A 24,299-nucleotide genomic window follows, 5' to 3' on the forward strand; every position below is an offset into this window, starting at 1 on the left:
CGGCTCCCCTCCGCGGAGCGCTGCGCCGTGTGATCTGTCCGCCTGCCGCGCCGGCTCGGTCCGGCGCGGCAGGCGGACCCCGACCTCTTCCCGATGGAGTGATGACGATGCCCGAGCAGCCCGAGAGCTGTGACGAACAACCGGAGGCGGTGCGCGCCTTGGTGGGCCGGACCATCACGGTGACGGAGGCCCTGACTGGAATTCCGAACAGCCGGCCGTACCAGCTCCGCGTGACCGAGGCCCGCATGTCGTCCGACCCCGCGTCCGGCATCGTGCTGGTGACCGGTGACCGACTCCGCATGGACGGCGCGCCCGCCATCCGCAAGCGGGGCCCCGTCGTAGGCGTCACAGTGTCGTTCCTCGACGGCTGGCCGGAGGCACTGGGGTTGCCCGCTCTGCCGCTGCGGGAATGGGCGCTGGAGGCCGTGGGCCTGTCGGCGTACGCGGAACACCAGCGCGCCGGTATCGCGGCCCGGATCGTTGATCCGGGCCCGGCGTACCGGGTCACAGCCGGGAAGGCCGTCGAGGAGCAGGCCGTGCCCGGGGACCAGGTGGTGCAGAGGGTGGCCGAGGCGCTCGCCGAGGACGGAATGCGGGTAGACCGGCATGCGGACGGACGCACGCTGCGGCTGCGGTACGACGACGGCCGACCACCGGTGATCCTGGCCCCAGAGGGCTAAACCGGGCCGCGCCGCGTTGTACGGCCTGGCCGCCGATCTTCACCAACTGCCTCGTCCGCCGCTACCGGACTCGCCTCCGCGTAACACCCTTCCGGCCGGGCGGCGGGTCCCGCCGCCCGGCCACCACATCAGTCGCCCCCGGGCGGGCGCCGCAGCGCTGAAGAACCTCATGCCAGCCGCGCCCGCGCCAACCCCTGAACACCGTTGAGGACTTCCGCCGTGCAACACCCCCCGGCCTACACCGCCAAGATCACTGACTATGACCGCAGCGTGTCCACCCGCATGTACAGCGCCGACAATGCCGATGCCCTGATTGCCGCCGCACTCTGCGATGACGACGAGGTCAGCCCCGACGCTGACCGTTCCGGACGCATCACCATCACCCGCATGATCACCGGACACCGCAGCGCCCTGGACCCCACGCGGGTCACGCTGTGGCGCACCATTCGACTCGAACCGGTGTGCCCGCCGCGTTGGCTGACGACTCGTCAGTACAAGGACCTGCGGTTGATCCAGGAACGCGAAGCGGCCCCCGGTACCATCCTGGTGAACGGATGCGTCAGGGCCGGGGTCGTGTCCGTCCCAGCGGCCGCCACCAAGCGTCTGCTGGAGCGTGGCTGGCTCACAGTTGGGCCGGACGGCACTGCGTCCGTCTCCTACGCGGGCAGGGTGGCAATGACGCTGCACGAACACCGCACGGAGACCGGGTACATGGGCACCGACAAGTGGGTGGTCGACGGCTTCGGCATCGGTGAATGGCACATCGGAGAGCCCCTGTATCTGGCCCGCTGCTCCTGCGGATACCGCGCCGAGGGCCGCTTTGAAGTCCGGGCGATGGCGCAGCAGGCATCCCGCAAACACCGGCTTGAGCGCCTTCGAGCCGTGTTCGATCTGACTGCCTGACCAGCTCCTGCCCGCCAGGCCAACTGCTCGCTGCCGCCTGAACCGGCTACTGGCTGCGGCTCGCGGGACTTTTCCACCACCACCGAGGCCAAGAAGGCGGCATCCGTGGGCGGTTTACGTGGCCGGCGGTAGCCCGGCGGCCCGTGGTGCCCTGGTGCTGACAAGGGCTGGAAGGGTGAGGGCGGCCCCGGCTTAGCGATCTAAGTGCAGATAGTCCCGATGGCCCCCGCTTGCCAACCCGATCTAAATAGGGTATTATTTTCTTTGTCGGGAGGGGGTGGCACCCCGAACGACACCACTCGAAACCCGAACGTACCGGAGGCCCTAATGCCCCGCACCGAGCACCGTCAGACCCTCCAGAGCCTGCACCTGCCCAGTACGGCCGCAACGATCCGTGCCGCGGTCCGCCCGCACCAGGAGGCCCTGGCCGCTGAACTGGCCGCCGACCGTTACGCCCGTCCGCTCACCGCCGAGGAGACGGCAGAGGAAGAGAAGATGATCGCTCGCATCGAGGCGGGGGAGGGCGCCCCCGAGGTGTTCGTGCGCTGCTTCTCCGACCGGGGTACGGGCTGGACGAAGACGGCGATCATCACAGCCGGAATCCGCATCGACGACTACCTGTTCGAAGCCGCGAAGCCGGTCCACTTCGGCCCGGTTTACGCCCGAGCCACCGAGAAGCCGCACGAGACCATCAAGCGCTACATCTGGCGCGTCAACCAGGCCAAGTCCATGCTGGTCGTCGCGTCCGACGTGCCCGTGATCTGGTACGACGACCCTCGCCCCTGATCGCGGGTCCCCGGGGGCTCCTCCGGACGCTCGCCCCCCGGGGACCGGGGGCGGGGTGTGTGCGGCGCCGTCGTGGCCGGGGGCTGGCGCGAGCGCGTGGTGGCTGAGGAAAGCCTTCGCGCCGCCCACGACCCTTTCACCCTCCGCAGTGCCAAAGCACAGGTGGACGCCGCCATCGAGCAGGTCCGCGCGGCGGCTGTGCTGAACCCCGGCCAGGTCCAGGTGCTCGCCGAGGTCTGACCCGGCCGCCCTGTCTCGTCGCCCGCCCGGTCAAGCAGATCGGGCGGGCGACGCGAGAACCCCTGTGAACTCCCGTGCGCCACGTTCGTGTGGCGCTCCCTCCGGCGGAGACACGCCGGACCCAACCACGAAGTGAGGAAACCCTGATGTCGACGCCCACGAAGCGCGCCGCCGAGATGGCCCGCCTGCTCATTGCCGCCGCCAAGCAGGACAACGCCTGTGTCGTGACTAGCGATCTGGTGGACACCGTGATGAAGGCGCACGCCGACACGGAGCCCGGGAAGGCCAACCCGGGGACCGTCCGCCGGCTGGTCCGGAAGCATGCGGCGGTCGAAGGCGTGCGCGTCATCCTGACCGACGAAGAGCGCGAGCACGGGCCACACGGTGTGCGGCAGTGCCGTGTGCGGGAGCTGCGCGCGGCCGAGCAGCCCTCGCTGGAGTCGGACTACGTGGGAGTCATGCCGCAGTACGCGCAGTACCCGGGGGTGGCCGAGGCCCTGGAGATCCTGCGGGCCGCTGAGGTGCCGGTGGCGACGGTCCCCGCGCGCAAGGTGCTGTACCGCGAATGGCACAGCCCCCAGGGGCCGCAGGGCGCGTTCATCTGGCCCGGGGCCGGTCGGACGCTGGAAGTCTCCTGGTTCATCGACGGGGCGGACGACGAGCGCGGCATGCGGTCGAGAGGCACGCGCACCGTGCGGGCCGCCCGTAACCAGGCTCTGGACGACGTCGCCGGCGCGTTCCGCAGGGCGGGTTGGACGGTGTGGCGGGTGCTGAGCCGCAAGACGGCGACGCGACGGGATCTCCACGTGGACGTGACGCCGCCCGCGCCCAAGGAGGAGCCGCCGGCGGTCATCACCGAAGAGGACGCCGAAGCCCTGGTGGCCGAGTTCGGCATAGGGGAGGGCGACCTGGACGAAGCCGTGTACGACGCCGCCAACGAGGACGGGGCCGACGAGTACAACGGCGGCGCGCACCCGGAGCTGAGCGATGACGACGCGTACAAGGAAGTCCACAACGCGGCCGACGTGCGGGCGAGCAGCGTGAACAACCAGGGGGCCACGGCGCAGGTGCAGTTCCTCGCCGAGTTCTGCGGCACCGTCGAGGCCCTCCGCTCCCTTCTGAGGGACGTGATGTCGCCGCCCGCGACCGTGGAGTCCCCGGCCGTCTCTGCCGACCTGCGCACCGGTCAGATCCAGTCGTGATCTCGGCCTGTCAGGGTTGGTCCTCACCCGGCAGGGCGGGGAATCCCGCCCTGCCGGGAAGCGGTGGTATCTGTGGGCGGCGCAGCGGTGCTTTCTTCCGCCGTCCGGCCCGGGGGGCCGGGTGCGAGGGGCGCTCTCGCGCCGCCCCCTCGCGCTCCCCCGGCGCCGCGGGAGGCGGCGGGGGAGCGGGTGCGGGTTGGTGGGTGGGCATCGCACCTTCGGTGCGATCCGGCCGTGCGGCGCCGTTGTGGTCGGGGGCCGGCGCGAGCTTGGTGGTCGGGTGCCGGCGCGGGGGGTGGCGGGCGTGTGGGTGGCCGGGGTGGAGGAGGGGGTGCTGGTCGTCGTCGGGGTGGGGGAGCGGGGTCGGTGGGCGGTTTACGTGGCCGGCGGTCGCCCGGCCAGCCGTGGCACGGTGGTGCTGAACAGGGCTGGCAGGGTGGGGGTGGCCCTGCCGGTGGTCGGGTGCGGGTGGCGGGGTTCCGGGGAAAACGTGCTGGTCAGGGGTCTTCCCTGCTTGCCGTCCTGGCTCAAGTAGGGTATTGTTGTCTTTGTTGGGAGGGGATGGCGCCCCGAACGACACCACTCGAAACCCGAACCACGGAGACGCGATGGACATAGAAGTTGAACTCGAATGGGTCCCCACGCAGGACGTGCAGGTCGGAGACAGGATCGCCTGCCTTTTGAGCGACGCTCACGCATATCCGCGAGTCACCGGCTGGACTGACCGCGTACTGGAGTTGAGTCGGCACGGACTGAAGGACGTCACGCACCGGAAGTTCCAGGTCAGTGAAGCCCCGTGGTGGGCGGAGGACATGACGACCTTCAACTTGGCCAGGCAGGCGCTCATCGTCTCCCGCGAGGCGAACCAGGAGCCCGTGCGCGGAGGCGGCGTGGACGGGCCCTCCGTCGAGGAGATGCAGGAGTGGCTGTCCGAAGGCGGAGCCGAGGCCCGTGACGGGTGCTGGGTGGAGCCGGATGGCAAGTGTGAGCACGGATCGCCGTCGTGGCTTCTGCTCCTCGGCACGATCTGACCACCTGTAACCGGCCGGGCGGGGCGGCATCCCCGCCCGGCCACACCCCGAACACTTCAACGGCAGAAAGAACTTCACGTGGCGACCGCAGACCAACAGCAGCGGCATCAGAACGGCAACGGCGAGATCCAGACCCGGCAGAAGCTCCCCGGAGCCAAGATCCTCATTGCCCCAGTGCCCCAGTGGTACGACGGCCCCCCCTTCCCGCACGTCGTACTCAGCGACATGCCCATTTACGTCCACTACGAGAGGGTCGACGAGAGCGGTGGCGAATGGCCCCCAGCGCCCGTTTCCTACGGACCCCGCCGAGTAGCGGGCAAGGGGGTACGCAGCTTCCTGGGCAGCAGCCTCTGGGGACTGATTGCCAGCGAGGCGACCGTCACTGATGACGGAGTGATTCGATACCGCCAGTCGCCCAGCCACTCCGTCCGGCGCTTCGAACCTGACCCGGCGGCGGGAGTGCTCATCCACGACCCTGAAGGGCAGGTCACCGCTCCCGGCTACCGGATCACCTCCCCTGACGGCGAAAGCTATCTGTGGAGCCGTCACGCCATGCTCGGGGCCGTCGAGGTCTGCCTCAGGGAAGGGCCGATCGACTGGCCCAGCGGATGGGCTCACCTCATGCCCGGTGGAGGCATCCGCTTCGCACGAGGAGGATTCCCGTGGTCCGGCCCCCAGGAGTGGACCGCCGAACCCGTGGCCGAGCCCGGCGACTTCGGCACTCCATGCGCGGACTGCGGCCGCTACCAGACGGACCACACCCACTACGTGTGGCAAGGCTACCGCCGTGACAAGACCAAATGCGGGACGTGGACCGCCGAGCCAACCCGCTAACGGAGCCCCGCCGGTCCGGCGCCGCCCCCTCGGTTATGCCGGGCGGGGTGGCGCCGCTTCGGTGGTAGCGGACACGCCTGACGGCGTGGCGGTGCTGGTGTCCCGGCGCCGGCGGCACCGGGACGTCGACGCGCCCGCCGGCGCGGCCCCTGCTTCTGGCCCCTTCGGGGCCGGCCGGCCGCGCGGCGGCCGAGGTCCGCTGACGCGGACCGCCGTGTCTGTCCGGACCGCGGCGGTTGACGCCGGACAGCACCAGGTCGAGGGACGACCAGTAGGACCGCCTCCGGCGGAGCCCCACCCCCGAAGGGCGGGAGCGCACGGCGAGTTGCGGGCCGATGAGTGGCCGGGGTGGGGGAGCGGGGTCGGTGGGCGGTTTACGTGGCCGGCGGTCGCCCGGCTGACGGTGGTGTCGTGGTGCTGAGCAGGGCTGGCAGGGTGGGGGGTGGCCCTGCCGGTGGTCGGGTGCGGGTGGCGGGGTTCCGGGGAAAAAGTGCTGGTCAGGTGGCTTTCCCTGCTTGCCATCCTGGCTCAAGTAGGGTATTGTTTTCTTTGTCGGGAGGGGGTGGCACCCCGAACGACACCACTCGAAACCCGAACCTGACGAGAGGGAAAACCATGACTGGCGTGCTGGACGACGGTCCCGTCTTCCTCGACGACACCCCGCCCATCCCCGCGAACTGTGCCGAGCTGGCTCGACCGGCATGGGAGCTGTACCAGAAGACCCCCGGTACCGGTGCCACCCGGATCGCGGAGCTGATCACGGACCTGCTGCACCTGGCCGACAAGATGGGGCAGCCGGGCGGCGCCGAGCGCACCATCCAGGAGGCCGTGGCCGAGTACCGCAACGAGCGGGTGGGCTACCTGGAGTACATGGTCGAGCAGGTCGTAAGGGGCGGGTCCGCCGCCGCCCCGAAGTCTCCGAGGTACCTGGGGCAGTTCCGTCCCGCAGGCCGGGACTGGATCACCATCGTGGAGGGTGACGAGACAGCTGAGCCCATCGACGTTGCGGGCTGCCTGCGGGCCCAGATGCAGAGGGCCGACCTTCGCACTGGGGAGATCCAGTCGCTCGTGGAGGGCATCGCGCGCGGTGAGGTGATCACGGCCGACAACGGCACCGCGTTCCGCGTGATCGAGCACCCGACCTGCCAGGGCTGATCCTCACCCGGCAGGGTGAGCGGGAATCCCGCCCACCCTGCCAAGGCGGTGGCGTCTGTGGGTGGCCACCTTCGGCTGTGGGTCGACAGCCGTCCCCGTTCATCGTGTGGTTGCGTGGCGCCGTCTGGGCGGGTGGTGCCCGGCCCGGGGGGCCGGGTGCGAGGGGCGCTCTCGCGCCGCCCCCTCGCGCTCCCCCGGCGCTGCGGGCTGGGGCGGGGGTGCGACCGCGGGTTGGTGGGTGGGCATCGCACCTTCGGTGCGATCCGGCCGTGCGCCGCCGTCGTCGGGCCCTGGGGGCCCTCCTTTTGGCGGCCCTTCGGTCGCTGGCGCTCCCTGCGGGCTGCGGTCGCTGGCGCTCCCTTGCGCGGGGCCCCGGGGGGCTCCTCCGGACGCCCGCCCCCCGGGGACCGGGGGGCGGGGTGGGTGCGGCGCCGTTGTGGTCGGGGGGGCCGGCGCGGGCGTGGTGGTCGGGTGCCGGCGCGGGGTGGCGGGCGTGTGGGTGGCCGGGGTGGAGGAGGGGGTGCTGGTCGTCGTCGGGCCGGGGTGGGGGAGCGGGGTCGGTGGGCGGTTTACGTGGCGGGTGGTCGCCCGGCTGACGGTGGTGTCGTGGTGCTGAGCAGGGCTGGCAGGGTGGGGGGTTCCGGGGAAAAAGTGCTGGTCAGGTGGTCTTCCCCGCTTGCCATCCTGGCCTAAGTAGGGTATTGTTTTCTTTGTCGGGAGGGGGTGGCGCCCCGAACGACACCACTCGAAACCCGAACCGACAGGAGAACCAGAATGCGCACGCTCATCGAGGCCATCCGGACGGTCCGCGCCCGACGCCGCGCGGCCAGCGGGGGGATGCGTTCGTACACCGTTGTCCTGGACTGGGCGACGGAGCAGTATTCCCACTACGCGTCGGAGATTGTCCAGGTCCGCGCCGCTTCCCCGCTTCAGGCCGAGATCGCTGCGCTTCTGGAGGCCGCCGAGTCGAACCGTCACCACGTGGAGGAGTTCGAGGGCGTGGAGGGGCGCGATCTGATCATCGTCGCCGGTCAGCTGTTCAAGCACATCGCTACCTTCCCGGGCACCCACTACGCGGTCCAGTCCGACCGCTTCTGATCCGACTGGTCGGGGCGGCGGCTGGCACCGCCGCCCCGGCCCCCGCTCGAAACCCCACCGCACGCCAGGAGGCAATCCGTGAGCACGACCCCCTACACCCGGGCGCACGCGATCAAGGACGGGAGGCTGATCGAGGCCGACCCCGGCATTGTCGAAGAGTTGCAGTACCCCGCCCCGGTGGCCATGACCGAGGCTGTCTACCGCGATTGCGTCGCCGTTCCCGACGGCTACGCGTGGGAGACCGGCATCCGGCTCGATCCGACCGAGCGCGAGTGGGATTTGCTGCTCAGCGCCTCCATCGCGATCAAGGCGGCAGCTGGCACCGGACGCCCGCCCCGGCTGGCGTTCACCCTCTACCGCGTTCCTGTCGACGGGGGCACGCGGCAGGCCCAGCGCGTGACCCTCGTGGCGGAGGCGTCACCCGGTGACCAGGGCGAGCGCGTCATCACGATCATGCGCCCCACGGAACGTCTGCCCTACTAACCCGCCCGCCCGGGGCGGCGGATGGCACTGCCGCCCCGGCGCTTTCACTCGGAACCCGCTCTACCCGTACAAGGAGGCCCCGCATGGGCTACGACTACCACGCCCAGGGCACCATCAAGATCACCCCGCCGATCCCCGCCCCCGCTCTCCGTGAGCTGCAAGGGCCGGATCTGCCGGTCTTCTGCCTGGCTGACGGCGTGGACGACCCGGAGGCCGCAGGTCCCTGGTCCGACATGGTGGGCGTGTGGGCACTCGTCCCGGCGGACGTTCCGCTTGACCTGGCGCAGCCGGTCACCGTTGGCGCGCTCGCCATGCGCATCGTGTCCAAGAGGCACTCGATTCACGATCCGCTGTCACGGTTCGCCGAGCTGTGCCACCGTGCGGGCCGCAGGCTCACCAGCGAGGTGACGTTCCGGGGAGAGGACGGAGAGCAGGGCGTGATCTGGGTGGACGAGAGCGGCGAGGTCGTGTGGGCCGAAACCGTCGCCCCCGGCCGGGGAACTTCCTGCCGATGACTCATCGCGTCCGGCCCGGCCCTCCGCCGGGCCGGACGCGACGGCCGCAACACCCCTCCCAGGGTGGCTGCGAACGCCGTAGATGGACCTGTCCGTGCGCGCCGACCGGACTGTGGTGAAGCCGCCGGCCGCGCCCGCCGGTGGTGGGGACTGCCCGCTACCGGCCCCCGTCTTGTACCGGCGATGTCGGTCGTTGAAGCGGGGAAAGCGCTGTTGAGGGCGCCGCGACACCTTGACTTCCGGTCTAAAGCTGGTAATATATTTCATGTCGGCAGGGGGTGGCGCCCCGACCGGCACTACTCGAAACCCGAACCGCGAGAGGGACTCATCATGACCGTGACCCAGGCCGAGCAGGCGGAACCCGCCGTCATCGAAGAGGAGGCCGGGCGCCTGGAATGGATCGACCCCCTGGCCGACTTCAACCCGCCGGACGACCCGAACGAGAAGGACACCAACGCGGTCATCATCGACCCGTACAACCACCGCAAGAAGCGGGACACTGGGGACAGCACGCAGCCCGATCCCGGCCTGATTGCCAGCGCGGAAGCGATCGGCATCCAGACGCCCCCGATCCTGCGGCCGCAGGTGGGTGACCACGAGGGGCAGTTGGGTGTCGTGGCGGGGCAGCGCCGCATGAAGGCGGCCAGGATCGCCGCCGAGCGGGCAGTGGCCGCGAACCGTCCGTACCGGAAGGTCCGTGTGATCATCCGCGACGACCTGAAGGGCGCCGACGACGAAGTTCTGGTGGCATCCATGGCGGAGAACGTGCACCGCAGGGCCGCCAGCCCCGAGGATGACCTGGAGACCGCCCAGCAGTTGACCCTGCTGGTAGGCGCCAAGCGGGTCCCGAAGGCGCGCAAGGCCCAGCTGGCCGCCGCGATCGGCCGGACGCCGGAAGAGCTGGACGTAGCGGCCAAGGTAGCCAAGCTCTCCCCCGAGGCGCTCGATGAGCTGTGGGAGTGCGACGTTGAGCTGGACTGGGTCGAGCAGGCCGACTACGACGCGGTCAGGGACGTTCCCAACGCCCTGATGAAGCTGGAACAGGCGAAGCGGAAGGACCAGGCCGAGGGCAACACCAAGCGGGGCGCATGGCGGCAGGCCATGCAGGCCCTGCGGGCCGAGCAGGCGAAGGCCGAACGGATCGCGAAGATGCGGGCCGAACTGGCCGAGAAGATGATCCCCGTCGTCAACTGGCCCTACAGGTGGGAATACACCAGTGCCCGCCCCCTGGACGAGTTGGTCAGCGCCATCGGCCGCCCGCTCACCGAAGCCGGTCACAACGAGACCTGCGAGGGCCACGCGGCCGCGTTCGACCCGGCTGACGGTGAAGTCGTGTGGGTGTGCACCGACTACAAAAAGCACGGCCACCGCCTTGCCGGTGCCCCGGACCCCGACGACACCCACAGCCCGGAGGCCGACGAGAAGGCCGCCGCCGAGCGCGAGGCCGCCCGCGAGGAGGCCCGGCGGGTGAAGACCAACAACGCGGCGTGGCGGACGGCCCGGGAGGTCCGGCAGGCGTTCATCGTCGACATGTGCCAGGACAAGGGCGAGGCCCCGGCCGACGTGAAGGACCTCGTACTGACGGCGATCCTCACGGGCCGCTACACGTACACCCACTACGTGACGGCCGACAGCGGCAGCCTGCTGGCGATGTTCCTGAAGAGCGAGAAGTTGAGGCACACCCCGGCGGACGAGGTGGCCAAGCTGGTCAAGCGCACCGGGGCCAAGCGGTACTGGTGGTTGCTGTTCGCGCACGTCGCGGGCATGTACGAGTTCGAGCACATGACCGACGAGGCGTGGCGAGGGAAGAAGGACGAGTTCGGTCGGCGTAAGCCGATCGAGCCGCAGACCGTCGAATGGCTGAACTTCCTGAGGAAGCACGGTTACAGCCTTTCGGAGGTCGAGGAAGAGACCCTGGCCACCGCCCAGCAGCAGGCCGACGAGGAGGCGAAGCGGGTGGCCGAGCGCGCGGAGCGTGACGCGCGCTGGCGCCGTGAGCGGGCCGAAGCCGATGACACCAAGCAGGAGGCGGAGGACTCCCAGCCGGACGAGGATGGCGAGCCCGGGGACCAGACGGACGCCGGGCCCGCCGAGGACGAGCCGGAGGACACGGCCGACGAGCCGGAAGACGGGACCAGGGCCGACGACGGCGAGCAGAGCGCGGCCGAAGACGAGTAGTCCCCGGCGGGCCCGCTCGCGGGCCCGCCCCACCAGCCGGGGCGGCGGATGGCACCGCTGCCCCGGCTCCCACTCGAAACCCGGCGCAACAGGAAGTTGATACATGCAGGACATTCCCGAGACCACGGGCGAGCGGCTGGCCCGCGCCATGCGCGCTCACGGCCTGGCCGTGAGCGCGCTGTTCTCCCGCCACGGCGGCGGGGGCCGGATCGTGGTCGACATCGAGGGCGGAGGCGAGATCTGGATCACCGGCGCCAACGGACAGATCGACCGGCAGACCGGTGACCATTTCGGGTGGGGTGCCGTCTACCGGCCGTACGGCGAGCGCAGCGGTGAGGGCGAGACGCGCATCTATGAGTCCACCGGCACTCGGGCCGCTTTCGAGCGAGACACGGCAGCCCTGATCGTTGCCGTCGTCCAGTGCGCCGCAGCGCGACGACTGGCCCCCGCATGAGCAGCGCCATAGTGCACCCGGCCCGTGCACTGGCCTACCTTGCCCGACAGGACGCCGGGCCGCCCCCTGCGGACGCCGAGGAACGCGACGGCTGGCGCGAGGAGCTGAAGGCCGGCCACGACGCCTACCGTGCCGGCCGAGCATTCGCGGTAGGCGTCGACCGCATCGACACCATCCGGCGAGCGATTGAGTCCGGCCGGTACGACGCGCGAGACTGCCGGGACCTCAAGGAAGCCCTGGACGCTGTCGTGCACGGATGCATGTCCTACTGGCGGGCGACACCGTACGGACTGGTCTGGATCGACAACGAGTCCTGACCGCCCGGATATGCAGACCGGCGACCGCCCTGCCATAAGGCAGGACCCCCCGCACACAGGTGCGACAGGCTGGCGCGGTCGCCGGTCCTCTCGAAACCCGCAACCTACGCGGACCACAAGGACACTGCCCAGGGACTTCGCAAACTGCGGAGACACCAGAGTAGCGGCTCGGAGCAGTGCGGCGGAAACAGGGGGGCAACGAGCCCCCACCTCTTGCAACCTGGCTTAAAGGTGGTATTGTTTTATGTGTCGGGAGGGGGTGGCACCCTGAACGGCACACTCGAAGCCCGAACCACTGGAGGGTACGGACATGACCACGATCATGGAGTTCCACGAGGCCGCCCTGTATGCCCTGCGTGACCGCATCATGACCACCGCAGCCGACGACGACCGAACCCCACAGCAGGAGTTGGACGGCCTCAGCGACAGGGGGCTGGCCGCCTACTGGCACGGCTACCGCACGGCCGTCGGAAACGGCCTTACCGGCTACGCCCTCCACGCCGCCGCTTTCCGCGCAGCCCTCACTGCCCCAACGGACGCGGCCCACGCCGACACGAAGCGCCTGCGACAGGTCCTCACACAGTCACTGGCCTGACCAAGCCGCTCCGGTCGGGGCGGCGGATGGCACCGCCGCCCCGACCTCACTCGGAACCCGAACCCACAGGAGAGCCCACACATGACCCTCATCCGAACCCCGGCGGCATACACGGACGGTGAGGCCGCCGCCGCCCGCTACCGACGGGATTTGCTGGTGGCCAGTTCCTGCGGCCGCATGCTCGCGGAGGCAATCGGCCGCCCCCTGCACCGTGCCCGGCACGCGGCGCAGATCTACCGCGCCGCCGTGGAGGACATCAAGGCCGACCGGCGCAACGCGCCCGGTCGTCGCTGGCTCCGTGATCAGTCCGCCGTGTGCCGCCGGCGTGCCCGCATCGCCGCCGACGAGAAGGCTATGGCCATCGAGAACGGACAACAGGCCCAGGCAGACCAGTGGGCCGCTCTCGCCGCCGCCTACGCCGAAGCCAGCGAGCACCTGGGCGGCACTGTTCTCCGCCCGAGCGACGCCATCGCCATGTTGACCGCCGCCGCCGAAGCCCTGGAGAGAGCCACCCTGCCCAGTCCAGCGCAGACTGGCCAGCCCGAAGGGGATACCCCCCTGTCCAGCATTCCCACCTACCGGATTGACACCGGGCGCCGAGCCCTCCGCGCCGCCCGGCGCGGCGAGGGGAACCTGACCAAGCACATCAACGGCGTGGTGGTGGAGTTGCTGTTGTTCGCCTGCTACGCAGAGAGGCAACACCAGAACGCCTACCGCACCGCCATGCAGGCCGTACGCGCCCTGGACCGCGCACGCGCAACCGCGCCGGAGAACAACCAGCGGGACATCGACCCGCAGGCCCTGGCCGCCGCGCTGGAACTTGCCGAGCAAGCCCTGAACACGGCCGAGGCCATCACCGGCCAGTCTGGCGAAACCGTCTGACCGGCAGCATCACCAGAACAGGCCGGGGCGCGGAACCGCGCCCCGGCCGAAGCATGTCCGGCCGCACCGCGCCGTCTGGCAGAAGCCTCTTCTCTGGCGCGCATGACCTACTGCACCAACCGTGCTGGCCGACGGTAGGCCGTTTGTGCCGGCTCCAGGTGCGCGGCGCCGTTGGGGTGACACCCGGCCCGGGGGGCCGGGTGCGAGGGGCGCTCTCGCGCCGCCCCCTCGCGCTCCCCCGGCGCTGCGGGCTGGGGCGGGGGTGCGACCGCGGGTTGGTGGGTGGGCATCGCACCTTCGGTGCGATCCGGCCGTGCGCCGCCGTCGTCGGGCCCTGGGGGCCCTCCTTTTGGCGGCCCTTCGGTCGCTGGCGCTCCCTGCGGGCTGCGGTCGCTGGCGCTCCCTTGCGCGGGGCCCCGGGGGGCTCCTCCGGACGCCCGCCCCCCGGGGACCGGGGGGCGGGGTGGGTGCGGCGCCGTTGTGGTCGGGGGGGCCGGCGCGGGCGTGGTGGTCGGGTGCCGGCGCGGGGTGGCGGGCGTGTGGGTGGCCGGGGTGGAGGAGGGGGTGCTGGTCGTCGTCGGGCCGGGGTGGGGGAGCGGGGTCGGTGGGCGGTTTACGTGGCGGGTGGTCGCCCGGCTGACGGTGGTGTCGTGGTGCTGAGCAGGGCTGGCAGGGTGGGGGGTTCCGGGGAAAAAGTGCTGGTCAGGTGGTCTTCCCCGCTTGCCATCCTGGCCTAAGTAGGGTATTGTTTTCTTTGTCGGGAGGGGGTGGCACCCCGAACGACACCACTCGAAACCCGAACCTGACGAAGAGGTAGCAAATGGCCACCAGGACGATGCGTCGCCGCTCCCCCCGGAAGTCGCCCGAGCAGGTCGCAGCCGAGGTAGCCGCTCTCAGGGAGAAGCTGAACGATGCCATCGAGTCGCTGGTTTCCGCCGACGGGTGGCGGGCGATGCTCCGCGCCACGATGGCAAACCTCGGCCGCTACTCGGCCAACAACATCATCTTGATCCTGGCCCAGTGCCCGCATGCCACCCAGGTCCGGAGCGCCAGGGAGTGGAACCGGAACGGCCGTCTGATCATCAAGGGACAGAAGGCGCTGAGGATCTTTGCCCCCATGACCCTCACCAAGAAGGACAGCGACGGAAACCCTGTCCTTGACGAGAGCGGCCGGGAACAGAAGCGCACCCTGTTCAAGACCGTCCCCGTGTTCGACATCAGCCAGACCCGCCCCATGGACAACGAGGAGAGCGCTCAGCCGGAGACGGAACAGCCCGTATATGAGCTTGGCGGAAAGACGCGGGGCGCAGCTCCGGCCGAACTGTGGGAGCGTCTGGAGCAGCACGCCGAAGGCCACGGATACACGGTCAGGCTCGGTGTGACCGCCCCGGCAGACGGTTTTACCCGCCCCGCCACGCGTGAAGTCGTCATCCAGGAAAGCGACCCCGAGGCCCATCGTGCGCTCGTCCTCGCCCACGAAGTCGCGCACATCGAATGTGGCCACGTCGAAGTTATGGACGAGTACCAGAAGCACCGGGGCCGCATGGAGTGCGAGGCTGAGTCCGTCGCCTACATCGTGGCCGGGGCAGCCGGTATGGACGCCGCGCTCACCTCCGTGCCTTACATCGCCACGTGGGCAGGCAAGACCGCCGAGGAGGTTCGCGAGACCCTTGCAGCCGCGAGTGAAACCGTTGTGCGTGCTGCGCGCGCCATCCTCGCCACAACAGCCCCGACCGTCGCCGAGGGCGAAGCGGAGTACGCCGCCGAAGAGGCCGCAGGATCTGCATACCAGGCGGAGCGTGCCGAGATGATCAAGGCCAACGAACGGCGCGAGGCCGCCCGCGCGCTGGAGACGCCCGCCACGACATGACCGCCGGGGGCGATGGCTAACGCCCCAGCCCCTGGCCCCCTGAACCCGCGTTGCCGCCCGGACGACTCATCCGGGCGGCAACGCGGGAAGCCCGCTCCGGTCCCGGCGTGCGCGGAGTGCGCCGGTTTGTCGTCTGTGGCTGGGCTGAGTGCGCGCGCCGGGACCGATGCCGATCGGCCGACGGCCGGTCGGTGGGGCCACCGCCTGGTGCGCGGCGTCGTGGTGGTGCCCGGCCCGGGGGCCGGGTGCGAGGGGCGCTCTCGCGCCGCCCCCTCGCGCTCCCCCGGCGCTGCGGGCTGGGGCGGGGGTGCGACCGCGGGTTGGTGGGTGGGCATCGCACCTTCGGTGCGATCCGGCCGTGCGCCGCCGTCGTCGGGCCCTGGGGGCCCTCCTTTTGGCGGCCCTTCGGTCGCTGGCGCTCCCTGCGGGCTGCGGTCGCTGGCGCTCCCTTGCGCGGGGCCCCGGGGGGCTCCTCCGGACGCCCGCCCCCCGGGGACCGGGGGGCGGGGTGGGTGCGGCGCCGTTGTGGTCGGGGGGGCCGGCGCGGGCGTGGTGGTCGGGTGCCGGCGCGGGGTGGCGGGCGTGTGGGTGGCCGGGGTGGAGGAGGGGGTGCTGGTCGTCGTCGGGCCGGGGTGGGGGAGCGGGGTCGGTGGGCGGTTTACGTGGCGGGTGGTCGCCCGGCTGACGGTGGTGTCGTGGTGCTGAGCAGGGCTGGCAGGGTGGGGGGTTCCGGGGAAAAAGTGCTGGTCAGGTGGTCTTCCCCGCTTGCCATCCTGGCCTAAGTAGGGTATTGTTTTCTTTGTCGGGAGGGGGTGGCACCCCGAACGACACCACTCGAAACCCGAACCACACGGAGGCGCTCATGAGCGAGCAGATCACCACCGAACGAGTGGCCGAAACCGAAGAGATCGGGCGGGCCGTCTATTGGGCCCTGCGCACCGAAATGATCGAGGCGGCCGACCGGCGGGAAGTCGATGCCCCGCTGCTCGCCGAGGCACTGAAGATCGAGGCGATCTATCAGGCCGCCCGCGCCGCAATGGCCAAGGCCAGCGCCGACCGCCACCGCATTCTGTATGCGATGTGGCGTCTGAAGAGGGACAGCCACGCTGTCGCGGCGCTCATGCCGCCGACCGTTAAGCCCTTGACCGTACAGAACGCCGTGGTCAGGCTCGCGCCGCGCGAGGACTTCTCGCTCCTGCCGCTCGGCGGCGATGAGCCCGCCGTCAAGAAGTGACAAGTCGGGAGTCGGGCGGCGGCATCTGCCGCCGCCCGACTCCCGACTTGTCACTTCTTGACGGCTCGGATCATCGCCGCGCGCCGGCAGGAGCGAGAAGTCCCGCGCGGCTGCGAGACTGACCACGGCGTTCTGTACGGTCAAGGGCTTAACGGTCGGCGGCTATGAGCGCCGCGACAGCGTGGGCTGTCCTCTTTCAGACGCCACATGCATACAGAATGCGGTGGCGGTTGGCGCTGGCCTTGGCCATTGCGGCGCGGGCGGCCTGATAGATCGCCTCGATCTTCAGTGCCTCGGCGAGCAGCGGGGCATCGACTTCCCGCCGGTCGGCCGCCTCGATCATTTCGGTGCGCAGGGCCCAATAGACGGCCCGCCCGATCTCTTCGGTTTCGGCCACTCGTTCGGTGGTGATCTGCTCGCTCATGAGCGCCTCCGTGTGGTTCGGGTTTCGAGTGGTGTCGTTCGGGGTGCCACCCCCTCCCGACAAAGAAAACAATACCCTACTTAGGCCAGGATGGCAAGCGGGGAAGACCACCTGACCAGCACTTTTCCCCGGAACCCCCCACCCTGCCAGCCCTGCTCAGCACCACGACACCACCGTCAGCCGGGCGACCACCCGCCACGTAAACCGCCCACCGACCCCGCTCCCCCACCCCGGCCCGACGACGACCAGCACCCCCTCCTCCACCCCGGCCACCCACACGCCCGCCACCCCGCGCCGGCACCCGACCACCACGCCCGCGCCGGCCCCCCCGACCACAACGGCGCCGCACCCACCCCGCCCCCCGGTCCCCGGGGGGCGGGCGTCCGGAGGAGCCCCCCGGGGCCCCGCGCAAGGGAGCGCCAGCGACCGCAGCCCGCAGGGAGCGCCAGCGACCGAAGGGCCGCCAAAAGGAGGGCCCCCAGGGCCCGACGACGGCGGCGCACGGCCGGATCGCACCGAAGGTGCGATGCCCACCACCAACCCGCGGTCGCACCCCCGCCCCAGCCCGCAGCGCCGGGGGAGCGCGAGGGGGCGGCGCGAGAGCGCCCCTCGCACCCGGCCCCCGGGCCGGGCACCACCACGACGCCGCGCACCAGGCGGTGGCCCCACCGACCGGCCGTCGGCCGATCGGCATCGGTCCCGGCGCGCGCACTCAGCCCAGCCACAGACGACAAACCGGCGCACTCCGCGCACGCCGGGACCGGAGCGGGCTTCCCGCGTTGCCGCCCGGATGAGTCGTCCGGGCGGCAACGCGGGTTCAGGGGGCCAGGGGCTGGGGCGTTAGCCATCGCCCCCGGCGGTCATGTCGTGGCGGGCGTCTCCAGCGCGCGGGCGGCCTCGCGCCGTTCGTTGGCCTTGATCATCTCGGCACGCTCCGCCTGGTATGCAGATCCTGCGGCCTCTTCGGCGGCGTACTCCGCTTCGCCCTCGGCGACGGTCGGGGCTGTTGTGGCGAGGATGGCGCGCGCAGCACGCACAACGGTTTTCACTCGCGGCTGCAAGGGTCTCGCGAACCTCCTCGGCGGTCTTGCCTGCCCACGTGGCGATGTAAGGCACGGAGGTGAGCGCGGCGTCCATACCGGCTGCCCCGGCCACGATGTAGGCGACGGACTCAGCCTCGCACTCCATGCGGCCCCGGTGCTTCTGGTACTCGTCCATAACTTCGACGTGGCCACATTCGATGTGCGCGACTTCGTGGGCGAGGACGAGCGCACGATGGGCCTCGGGGTCGCTTTCCTGGATGACGACTTCACGCGTGGCGGGGCGGGTAAAACCGTCTGCCGGGGCGGTCACACCGAGCCTGACCGTGTATCCGTGGCCTTCGGCGTGCTGCTCCAGACGCTCCCACAGTTCGGCCGGAGCTGCGCCCCGCGTCTTTCCGCCAAGCTCATATACGGGCTGTTCCGTCTCCGGCTGAGCGCTCTCCTCGTTGTCCATGGGGCGGGTCTGGCTGATGTCGAACACGGGGACGGTCTTGAACAGGGTGCGCTTCTGTTCCCGGCCGCTCTCGTCAAGGACAGGGTTTCCGTCGCTGTCCTTCTTGGTGAGGGTCATGGGGGCAAAGATCCTCAGCGCCTTCTGTCCCTTGATGATCAGACGGCCGTTCCGGTTCCACTCCCTGGCGCTCCGGACCTGGGTGGCATGCGGGCACTGGGCCAGGATCAAGATGATGTTGTTGGCCGAGTAGCGGCCGAGGTTTGCCATCGTGGCGCGGAGCATCGCCCGCCACCCGTCGGCGGAAACCAGCGACTCGATGGCATCGTTCAGCTTCTCCCTGAGAGCGGCTACCTCGGCTGCGACCTGCTCGGGCGACTTCCGGGGGGAGCGGCGACGCATCGTCCTGGTGGCCATTTGCTACCTCTTCGTCAGGTTCGGGTTTCGAGTGGTGTCGTTCGGGGTGCCACCCCCTCCCGACAAAGAAAACAATACCCTACTTAGGCCAGGATGGCAAGCGGGGAAGACCACCTGACCAGCACTTTTTCCCCGGAACCCCCCACCCTGCCAGCCCTGCTCAGCACCACGACACCACCGTCAGCCGGGCGACCACCCGCCACGTAAACCGCCCACCGACCCCGCTCCCCCACCCCGGCCCGACGACGACCAGCACCCCCTCCTCCACCCCGGCCACCCACACGCCCGCCACCCCGCGCCGGCACCCGACCACCACGCCCGCGCCGGCCCCCCCGACCACAACGGCGCCGCACCCACCCCGCCCCCCGGTCCCCGGGGGGCGGGCGTCCGGAGGAGCCCCCCGGGGCCCCGCGCAAGGGAGCGCCAGCGACCGCAGCCCGCAGGGAGCGCCAGCGACCGAAGGGCCGCCAAAAGGAGGGCCCCCAGGGCCCGACGACGGCGGCGCACGGCCGGATCGCACCGAAGGTGCGATGCCCACCCACCAACCCGCGGTCGCACCCCCGCCCCAGCCCGCAGCGCCGGGGGAGCGCGAGGGGGCGGCGCGAGAGCGCCCCTCGCACCCGGCCCCCCGGGCCGGGTGTCACCCCAACGGCGCCGCGCACCTGGAGCCGGCACAAACGGCCTACCGTCGGCCAGCACGGTTGGTGCAGTAGGTCATGCGCGCCAGAGAAGAGGCTTCTGCCAGACGGCGCGGTGCGGCCGGACATGCTTCGGCCGGGGCGCGGTTCCGCGCCCCGGCCTGTTCTGGTGATGCTGCCGGTCAGACGGTTTCGCCAGACTGGCCGGTGATGGCCTCGGCCGTGTTCAGGGCTTGCTCGGCAAGTTCCAGCGCGGCGGCCAGGGCCTGCGGGTCGATGTCCCGCTGGTTGTTCTCCGGCGCGGTTGCGCGTGCGCGGTCCAGGGCGCGTACGGCCTGCATGGCGGTGCGGTAGGCGTTCTGGTGTTGCCTCTCTGCGTAGCAGGCGAACAACAGCAACTCCACCACCACGCCGTTGATGTGCTTGGTCAGGTTCCCCTCGCCGCGCCGGGCGGCGCGGAGGGCTCGGCGCCCGGTGTCAATCCGGTAGGTGGGAATGCTGGACAGGGGGGTATCCCCTTCGGGCTGGCCAGTCTGCGCTGGACTGGGCAGGGTGGCTCTCTCCAGGGCTTCGGCGGCGGCGGTCAACATGGCGATGGCGTCGCTCGGGCGGAGAACAGTGCCGCCCAGGTGCTCGCTGGCTTCGGCGTAGGCGGCGGCGAGAGCGGCCCACTGGTCTGCCTGGGCCTGTTGTCCGTTCTCGATGGCCATAGCCTTCTCGTCGGCGGCGATGCGGGCACGCCGGCGGCACACGGCGGACTGATCACGGAGCCAGCGACGACCGGGCGCGTTGCGCCGGTCGGCCTTGATGTCCTCCACGGCGGCGCGGTAGATCTGCGCCGCGTGCCGGGCACGGTGCAGGGGGCGGCCGATTGCCTCCGCGAGCATGCGGCCGCAGGAACTGGCCACCAGCAAATCCCGTCGGTAGCGGGCGGCGGCGGCCTCACCGTCCGTGTATGCCGCCGGGGTTCGGATGAGGGTCATGTGTGGGCTCTCCTGTGGGTTCGGGTTCCGAGTGAGGTCGGGGCGGCGGTGCCATCCGCCGCCCCGACCGGAGCGGCTTGGTCAGGCCAGTGACTGTGTGAGGACCTGTCGCAGGCGCTTCGTGTCGGCGTGGGCCGCGTCCGTTGGGGCAGTGAGGGCTGCGCGGAAAGCGGCGGCGTGGAGGGCGTAGCCGGTAAGGCCGTTTCCGACGGCCGTGCGGTAGCCGTGCCAGTAGGCGGCCAGCCCCCTGTCGCTGAGGCCGTCCAACTCCTGCTGTGGGGTTCGGTCGTCGTCGGCTGCGGTGGTCATGATGCGGTCACGCAGGGCATACAGGGCGGCCTCGTGGAACTCCATGATCGTGGTCATGTCCGTACCCTCCAGTGGTTCGGGCTTCGAGTGTGCCGTTCAGGGTGCCACCCCCTCCCGACACATAAAACAATACCACCTTTAAGCCAGGTTGCAAGAGGTGGGGGCTCGTTGCCCCCCTGTTTCCGCCGCACTGCTCCGAGCCGCTACTCTGGTGTCTCCGCAGTTTGCGAAGTCCCTGGGCAGTGTCCTTGTGGTCCGCGTAGGTTGCGGGTTTCGAGAGGACCGGCGACCGCGCCAGCCTGTCGCACCTGTGTGCGGGGGGTCCTGCCTTATGGCAGGGCGGTCGCCGGTCTGCATATCCGGGCGGTCAGGACTCGTTGTCGATCCAGACCAGTCCGTACGGTGTCGCCCGCCAGTAGGACATGCATCCGTGCACGACAGCGTCCAGGGCTTCCTTGAGGTCCCGGCAGTCTCGCGCGTCGTACCGGCCGGACTCAATCGCTCGCCGGATGGTGTCGATGCGGTCGACGCCTACCGCGAATGCTCGGCCGGCACGGTAGGCGTCGTGGCCGGCCTTCAGCTCCTCGCGCCAGCCGTCGCGTTCCTCGGCGTCCGCAGGGGGCGGCCCGGCGTCCTGTCGGGCAAGGTAGGCCAGTGCACGGGCCGGGTGCACTATGGCGCTGCTCATGCGGGGGCCAGTCGTCGCGCTGCGGCGCACTGGACGACGGCAACGATCAGGGCTGCCGTGTCTCGCTCGAAAGCGGCCCGAGTGCCGGTGGACTCATAGATGCGCGTCTCGCCCTCACCGCTGCGCTCGCCGTACGGCCGGTAGACGGCACCCCACCCGAAATGGTCACCGGTCTGCCGGTCGATCTGTCCGTTGGCGCCGGTGATCCAGATCTCGCCTCCGCCCTCGATGTCGACCACGATCCGGCCCCCGCCGCCGTGGCGGGAGAACAGCGCGCTCACGGCCAGGCCGTGAGCGCGCATGGCGCGGGCCAGCCGCTCGCCCGTGGTCTCGGGAATGTCCTGCATGTATCAACTTCCTGTTGCGCCGGGTTTCGAGTGGGAGCCGGGGCAGCGGTGCCATCCGCCGCCCCGGCTGGTGGGCGGGCCCGCGAGCGGGCCCGCCGGGGACTACTCGTCTTCGGCCGCGCTCTGCTCGCCGTCGTCGGCCCTGGTCCCGTCTTCCGGCTCGTCGGCCGTGTCCTCCGGCTCGTCCTCGGCGGGCCCGGCGTCCGTCTGGTCCCCGGGCTCGCCATCCTCGTCCGGCTGGGAGTCCTCCGCCTCCTGCTTGGTGTCATCGGCTTCGGCCCGCTCACGGCGCCAGCGCGCGTCACGCTCCGCGCGCTCGGCCACCCGCTTCGCCTCCTCGTCGGCCTGCTGCTGGGCGGTGGCCAGGGTCTCTTCCTCGACCTCCGAAAGGCTGTAACCGTGCTTCCTCAGGAAGTTCAGCCATTCGACGGTCTGCGGCTCGATCGGCTTACGCCGACCGAACTCGTCCTTCTTCCCTCGCCACGCCTCGTCGGTCATGTGCTCGAACTCGTACATGCCCGCGACGTGCGCGAACAGCAACCACCAGTACCGCTTGGCCCCGGTGCGCTTGACCAGCTTGGCCACCTCGTCCGCCGGGGTGTGCCTCAACTTCTCGCTCTTCAGGAACATCGCCAGCAGGCTGCCGCTGTCGGCCGTCACGTAGTGGGTGTACGTGTAGCGGCCCGTGAGGATCGCCGTCAGTACGAGGTCCTTCACGTCGGCCGGGGCCTCGCCCTTGTCCTGGCACATGTCGACGATGAACGCCTGCCGGACCTCCCGGGCCGTCCGCCACGCCGCGTTGTTGGTCTTCACCCGCCGGGCCTCCTCGCGGGCGGCCTCGCGCTCGGCGGCGGCCTTCTCGTCGGCCTCCGGGCTGTGGGTGTCGTCGGGGTCCGGGGCACCGGCAAGGCGGTGGCCGTGCTTTTTGTAGTCGGTGCACACCCACACGACTTCACCGTCAGCCGGGTCGAACGCGGCCGCGTGGCCCTCGCAGGTCTCGTTGTGACCGGCTTCGGTGAGCGGGCGGCCGATGGCGCTGACCAACTCGTCCAGGGGGCGGGCACTGGTGTATTCCCACCTGTAGGGCCAGTTGACGACGGGGATCATCTTCTCGGCCAGTTCGGCCCGCATCTTCGCGATCCGTTCGGCCTTCGCCTGCTCGGCCCGCAGGGCCTGCATGGCCTGCCGCCATGCGCCCCGCTTGGTGTTGCCCTCGGCCTGGTCCTTCCGCTTCGCCTGTTCCAGCTTCATCAGGGCGTTGGGAACGTCCCTGACCGCGTCGTAGTCGGCCTGCTCGACCCAGTCCAGCTCAACGTCGCACTCCCACAGCTCATCGAGCGCCTCGGGGAGAGCTTGGCTACCTTGGCCGCTACGTCCAGCTCTTCCGGCGTCCGGCCGATCGCGGCGGCCAGCTGGGCCTTGCGCGCCTTCGGGACCCGCTTGGCGCCTACCAGCAGGGTCAACTGCTGGGCGGTCTCCAGGTCATCCTCGGGGCTGGCGGCCCTGCGGTGCACGTCTCCGCCATGGATGCCACCAGAACTTCGTCGTCGGCGCCCTTCAGGTCGTCGCGGATGATCACACGGACCTTCCGGTACGGACGGTTCGCGGCCACTGCCCGCTCGGCGGCGATCCTGGGCCGCCTTCATGCGGCGCTGCCCCGCCACGACACCCAACTGCACCCTCGTGGTCAACCCCTGCGGCCGCAGGATCGGGGGCGTCTGGATGCCGATCGCTTCCGCGCTGGCAATCAGGCCGGGATCGGGCTGCGTGCTGTCCCCAGTGTCCGCTTCTTGCGGTGGTTGTACGGGTCGATGATGACCGCGTTGGTGTCCTTCTCGTTCGGGTCGTCCGGCGGGTTGAAGTCGGCCAGGGGTCGATCCATTCCAGGCGCCCGGCCTCCTCTTCGATGACGGCGGGTTCCGCCTGCTCGGCCTGGGTCACGGTCATGATGAGTCCCTCTCGCGGTTCGGGTTTCGAGTAGTGCCGGTCGGGGCGCCACCCCCTGCCGACATGAAATATATTACCAGCTTTAGACCGGAAGTCAAGGTGTCGCGGCGCCCTCAACAGCGCTTTCCCCGCTTCAACGACCGACATCGCCGGTACAAGACGGGGGCCGGTAGCGGGCAGTCCCCACCACCGGCGGGCGCGGCCGGCGGCTTCACCACAGTCCGGTCGGCGCGCACGGACAGGTCCATCTACGGCGTTCGCAGCCACCCTGGGAGGGGTGTTGCGGCCGTCGCGTCCGGCCCGGCGGAGGGCCGGGCCGGACGCGATGAGTCATCGGCAGGAAGTTCCCCGGCCGGGGGCGACGGTTTCGGCCCACACGACCTCGCCGCTCTCGTCCACCCAGATCACGCCCTGCTCTCCGTCCTCTCCCCGGAACGTCACCTCGCTGGTGAGCCTGCGGCCCGCACGGTGGCACAGCTCGGCGAACCGTGACAGCGGATCGTGAATCGAGTGCCTCTTGGACACGATGCGCATGGCGAGCGCGCCAACGGTGACCGGCTGCGCCAGGTCAGCGGAACGTCCGCCGGACGATGCC

Annotated in this window: 27 protein-coding genes; 18 read left to right on the plus strand and 9 right to left on the minus strand. The window is 70.5% G+C overall.

Going from position 1 to position 24,299, the window contains the following annotated elements:
* Nucleotides 1-107: 107 nt before the first annotated feature.
* From Srubr_RS13090 to Srubr_RS13175, 18 genes are all read left to right on the plus strand, one after another.
* A complete protein-coding gene (locus tag Srubr_RS13090) occupies nt 108-680 on the plus strand; it encodes a hypothetical protein (RefSeq protein ID WP_189999961.1) in 573 nt (190 codons plus the stop codon).
* 219 nt (nt 681-899) lie between these two features.
* Complete coding sequence (locus Srubr_RS13095; protein ID WP_189999962.1) at nt 900-1,583, plus strand: hypothetical protein; 684 nt, start codon at nt 900-902, stop codon at nt 1,581-1,583.
* 327 nt (nt 1,584-1,910) lie between these two features.
* A complete protein-coding gene (locus Srubr_RS13100; protein WP_189999963.1) occupies nt 1,911-2,369 on the plus strand; it encodes a hypothetical protein in 459 nt (152 codons plus the stop codon).
* 96 nt (nt 2,370-2,465) lie between these two features.
* Nucleotides 2,466-2,609, plus strand: coding sequence for a hypothetical protein (locus tag Srubr_RS13105; protein WP_189999964.1), 144 nt, complete (start codon nt 2,466-2,468; stop codon nt 2,607-2,609).
* 146 nt (nt 2,610-2,755) lie between these two features.
* Nucleotides 2,756-3,811, plus strand: a complete 1,056-nt coding sequence (locus Srubr_RS13110; RefSeq protein WP_189999965.1) for a hypothetical protein — start codon at nt 2,756-2,758, stop codon at nt 3,809-3,811.
* Between the two features lie 608 nt (nt 3,812-4,419).
* Nucleotides 4,420-4,842 (plus strand): hypothetical protein, encoded by a 423-nt coding sequence (locus tag Srubr_RS13115; RefSeq protein WP_189999966.1) that lies wholly within the window; start codon nt 4,420-4,422, stop codon nt 4,840-4,842.
* A 78-nt stretch (nt 4,843-4,920) separates the two neighbouring features.
* Nucleotides 4,921-5,676: a hypothetical protein gene (locus Srubr_RS13120; RefSeq protein WP_189999967.1), complete on the plus strand. Its 756-nt coding sequence runs from the start codon at nt 4,921-4,923 to the stop codon at nt 5,674-5,676.
* Between the two features lie 615 nt (nt 5,677-6,291).
* A complete protein-coding gene (locus Srubr_RS13125) occupies nt 6,292-6,831 on the plus strand; it encodes a hypothetical protein (protein WP_189999968.1) in 540 nt (179 codons plus the stop codon).
* Between the two features lie 774 nt (nt 6,832-7,605).
* Nucleotides 7,606-7,929 carry a hypothetical protein gene (locus tag Srubr_RS13130; protein ID WP_189999969.1) on the plus strand — a complete coding sequence of 108 codons (324 nt, stop codon included), beginning with the start codon at nt 7,606-7,608 and terminating at the stop codon, nt 7,927-7,929.
* Between the two features lie 78 nt (nt 7,930-8,007).
* Nucleotides 8,008-8,412: a DUF6573 family protein gene (locus Srubr_RS13135; protein ID WP_189999970.1), complete on the plus strand. Its 405-nt coding sequence runs from the start codon at nt 8,008-8,010 to the stop codon at nt 8,410-8,412.
* Between the two features lie 83 nt (nt 8,413-8,495).
* Nucleotides 8,496-8,927 carry a hypothetical protein gene (locus Srubr_RS13140; RefSeq protein ID WP_189999971.1) on the plus strand — a complete coding sequence of 144 codons (432 nt, stop codon included), beginning with the start codon at nt 8,496-8,498 and terminating at the stop codon, nt 8,925-8,927.
* A gap of 330 nt (nt 8,928-9,257) precedes the next feature.
* A complete protein-coding gene (locus tag Srubr_RS13145; protein ID WP_189999972.1) occupies nt 9,258-11,105 on the plus strand; it encodes a ParB/RepB/Spo0J family partition protein in 1,848 nt (615 codons plus the stop codon).
* 103 nt (nt 11,106-11,208) lie between these two features.
* Nucleotides 11,209-11,559, plus strand: a complete 351-nt coding sequence (locus Srubr_RS13150; protein WP_189999973.1) for a hypothetical protein — start codon at nt 11,209-11,211, stop codon at nt 11,557-11,559.
* Complete coding sequence (locus tag Srubr_RS13155) at nt 11,556-11,876, plus strand: hypothetical protein (RefSeq protein WP_189999974.1); 321 nt, start codon at nt 11,556-11,558, stop codon at nt 11,874-11,876. The genes Srubr_RS13150 and Srubr_RS13155 overlap by 4 nt, the downstream gene beginning before the upstream one ends.
* A 310-nt stretch (nt 11,877-12,186) precedes the next feature.
* On the plus strand, nt 12,187-12,471 hold the full coding sequence (locus tag Srubr_RS13160) for a hypothetical protein (protein ID WP_189999975.1): 285 nt from the start codon (nt 12,187-12,189) through the stop codon (nt 12,469-12,471).
* A gap of 81 nt (nt 12,472-12,552) precedes the next feature.
* Nucleotides 12,553-13,353: a hypothetical protein gene (locus tag Srubr_RS13165; protein WP_189999976.1), complete on the plus strand. Its 801-nt coding sequence runs from the start codon at nt 12,553-12,555 to the stop codon at nt 13,351-13,353.
* A gap of 820 nt (nt 13,354-14,173) precedes the next feature.
* Complete coding sequence (locus Srubr_RS13170; protein WP_189999991.1) at nt 14,174-15,223, plus strand: ArdC-like ssDNA-binding domain-containing protein; 1,050 nt, start codon at nt 14,174-14,176, stop codon at nt 15,221-15,223.
* 862 nt (nt 15,224-16,085) lie between these two features.
* On the plus strand, nt 16,086-16,457 hold the full coding sequence (locus tag Srubr_RS13175; RefSeq protein ID WP_189999988.1) for a hypothetical protein: 372 nt from the start codon (nt 16,086-16,088) through the stop codon (nt 16,455-16,457).
* A 196-nt stretch (nt 16,458-16,653) separates the two neighbouring features.
* Here Srubr_RS13175 and Srubr_RS13180 read toward each other — a convergent pair whose 3' ends face one another.
* The 9 genes from Srubr_RS13180 to Srubr_RS13215 form a co-directional block, all read right to left on the minus strand.
* Complete coding sequence (locus Srubr_RS13180) at nt 16,654-16,881, minus strand: hypothetical protein (protein WP_203854997.1); 228 nt, start codon at nt 16,879-16,881, stop codon at nt 16,654-16,656.
* An 840-nt stretch (nt 16,882-17,721) separates the two neighbouring features.
* A complete protein-coding gene (locus Srubr_RS13185) occupies nt 17,722-18,792 on the minus strand; it encodes an ArdC-like ssDNA-binding domain-containing protein (RefSeq protein ID WP_230426657.1) in 1,071 nt (356 codons plus the stop codon).
* Nucleotides 18,793-19,612: 820 nt separating this feature from the next.
* Nucleotides 19,613-20,413, minus strand: a complete 801-nt coding sequence (locus tag Srubr_RS13190; protein WP_189999976.1) for a hypothetical protein — start codon at nt 20,411-20,413, stop codon at nt 19,613-19,615.
* Between the two features lie 81 nt (nt 20,414-20,494).
* The gene (locus Srubr_RS13195; RefSeq protein WP_189999975.1) at nt 20,495-20,779 is read right to left on the minus strand and encodes a hypothetical protein; all 285 of its coding nucleotides are present in this window, start codon (nt 20,777-20,779) and stop codon (nt 20,495-20,497) included.
* Nucleotides 20,780-21,089: 310 nt separating this feature from the next.
* Complete coding sequence (locus Srubr_RS13200; RefSeq protein WP_189999974.1) at nt 21,090-21,410, minus strand: hypothetical protein; 321 nt, start codon at nt 21,408-21,410, stop codon at nt 21,090-21,092.
* Nucleotides 21,407-21,757, minus strand: a complete 351-nt coding sequence (locus Srubr_RS13205) for a hypothetical protein (protein ID WP_189999973.1) — start codon at nt 21,755-21,757, stop codon at nt 21,407-21,409. Before Srubr_RS13205 ends, Srubr_RS13200 begins: the two co-directional genes overlap by 4 nt.
* A gap of 102 nt (nt 21,758-21,859) precedes the next feature.
* The gene (locus Srubr_RS13210) at nt 21,860-23,008 is read right to left on the minus strand and encodes a hypothetical protein (protein WP_203854998.1); all 1,149 of its coding nucleotides are present in this window, start codon (nt 23,006-23,008) and stop codon (nt 21,860-21,862) included.
* 496 nt (nt 23,009-23,504) lie between these two features.
* On the minus strand, nt 23,505-23,639 hold the full coding sequence (locus tag Srubr_RS41415) for a hypothetical protein (protein ID WP_268987384.1): 135 nt from the start codon (nt 23,637-23,639) through the stop codon (nt 23,505-23,507).
* 395 nt (nt 23,640-24,034) lie between these two features.
* A partial coding sequence (locus tag Srubr_RS13215) for a hypothetical protein (RefSeq protein WP_203854999.1) occupies nt 24,035-24,299 on the minus strand: 265 nt, incomplete at its 5' end.

It is taken from the genome of Streptomyces rubradiris (assembly GCF_016860525.1).
Taxonomy (GTDB): Bacteria; Actinomycetota; Actinomycetes; order Streptomycetales; family Streptomycetaceae; genus Streptomyces; species Streptomyces rubradiris.

Bases quoted from the DNA above. Each gene is read 5' to 3' on its own strand.
- Srubr_RS13090 (WP_189999961.1), top strand. From the start codon at position 108: ATGCCCGAGCAGCCCGAGAGCTGTGACGAACAACCGGAGGCGGTGCGC.
- Srubr_RS13100 (WP_189999963.1), top strand. From the start codon at position 1,911: ATGCCCCGCACCGAGCACCGTCAGACCCTCCAGAGCCTGCACCTGCCC.
- Srubr_RS13110 (WP_189999965.1), top strand. From the start codon at position 2,756: ATGTCGACGCCCACGAAGCGCGCCGCCGAGATGGCCCGCCTGCTCATT.
- Srubr_RS13115 (WP_189999966.1), top strand. From the start codon at position 4,420: ATGGACATAGAAGTTGAACTCGAATGGGTCCCCACGCAGGACGTGCAG.
- Srubr_RS13125 (WP_189999968.1), top strand. From the start codon at position 6,292: ATGACTGGCGTGCTGGACGACGGTCCCGTCTTCCTCGACGACACCCCG.
- Srubr_RS13130 (WP_189999969.1), top strand. From the start codon at position 7,606: ATGCGCACGCTCATCGAGGCCATCCGGACGGTCCGCGCCCGACGCCGC.
- Srubr_RS13140 (WP_189999971.1), top strand. From the start codon at position 8,496: ATGGGCTACGACTACCACGCCCAGGGCACCATCAAGATCACCCCGCCG.
- Srubr_RS13145 (WP_189999972.1), top strand. From the start codon at position 9,258: ATGACCGTGACCCAGGCCGAGCAGGCGGAACCCGCCGTCATCGAAGAG.
- Srubr_RS13150 (WP_189999973.1), top strand. From the start codon at position 11,209: ATGCAGGACATTCCCGAGACCACGGGCGAGCGGCTGGCCCGCGCCATG.
- Srubr_RS13155 (WP_189999974.1), top strand. From the start codon at position 11,556: ATGAGCAGCGCCATAGTGCACCCGGCCCGTGCACTGGCCTACCTTGCC.
- Srubr_RS13160 (WP_189999975.1), top strand. From the start codon at position 12,187: ATGACCACGATCATGGAGTTCCACGAGGCCGCCCTGTATGCCCTGCGT.
- Srubr_RS13165 (WP_189999976.1), top strand. From the start codon at position 12,553: ATGACCCTCATCCGAACCCCGGCGGCATACACGGACGGTGAGGCCGCC.
- Srubr_RS13170 (WP_189999991.1), top strand. From the start codon at position 14,174: ATGGCCACCAGGACGATGCGTCGCCGCTCCCCCCGGAAGTCGCCCGAG.
- Srubr_RS13175 (WP_189999988.1), top strand. From the start codon at position 16,086: ATGAGCGAGCAGATCACCACCGAACGAGTGGCCGAAACCGAAGAGATC.
- Srubr_RS13180 (WP_203854997.1), bottom strand. From the start codon at position 16,881: ATGAGCGAGCAGATCACCACCGAACGAGTGGCCGAAACCGAAGAGATC.
- Srubr_RS13185 (WP_230426657.1), bottom strand. From the start codon at position 18,792: ATGGCCACCAGGACGATGCGTCGCCGCTCCCCCCGGAAGTCGCCCGAG.
- Srubr_RS13190 (WP_189999976.1), bottom strand. From the start codon at position 20,413: ATGACCCTCATCCGAACCCCGGCGGCATACACGGACGGTGAGGCCGCC.
- Srubr_RS13195 (WP_189999975.1), bottom strand. From the start codon at position 20,779: ATGACCACGATCATGGAGTTCCACGAGGCCGCCCTGTATGCCCTGCGT.
- Srubr_RS13200 (WP_189999974.1), bottom strand. From the start codon at position 21,410: ATGAGCAGCGCCATAGTGCACCCGGCCCGTGCACTGGCCTACCTTGCC.
- Srubr_RS13205 (WP_189999973.1), bottom strand. From the start codon at position 21,757: ATGCAGGACATTCCCGAGACCACGGGCGAGCGGCTGGCCCGCGCCATG.
- Srubr_RS13210 (WP_203854998.1), bottom strand. From the start codon at position 23,008: ATGAAGCTGGAACAGGCGAAGCGGAAGGACCAGGCCGAGGGCAACACC.
- Srubr_RS41415 (WP_268987384.1), bottom strand. From the start codon at position 23,639: ATGGATCGACCCCTGGCCGACTTCAACCCGCCGGACGACCCGAACGAG.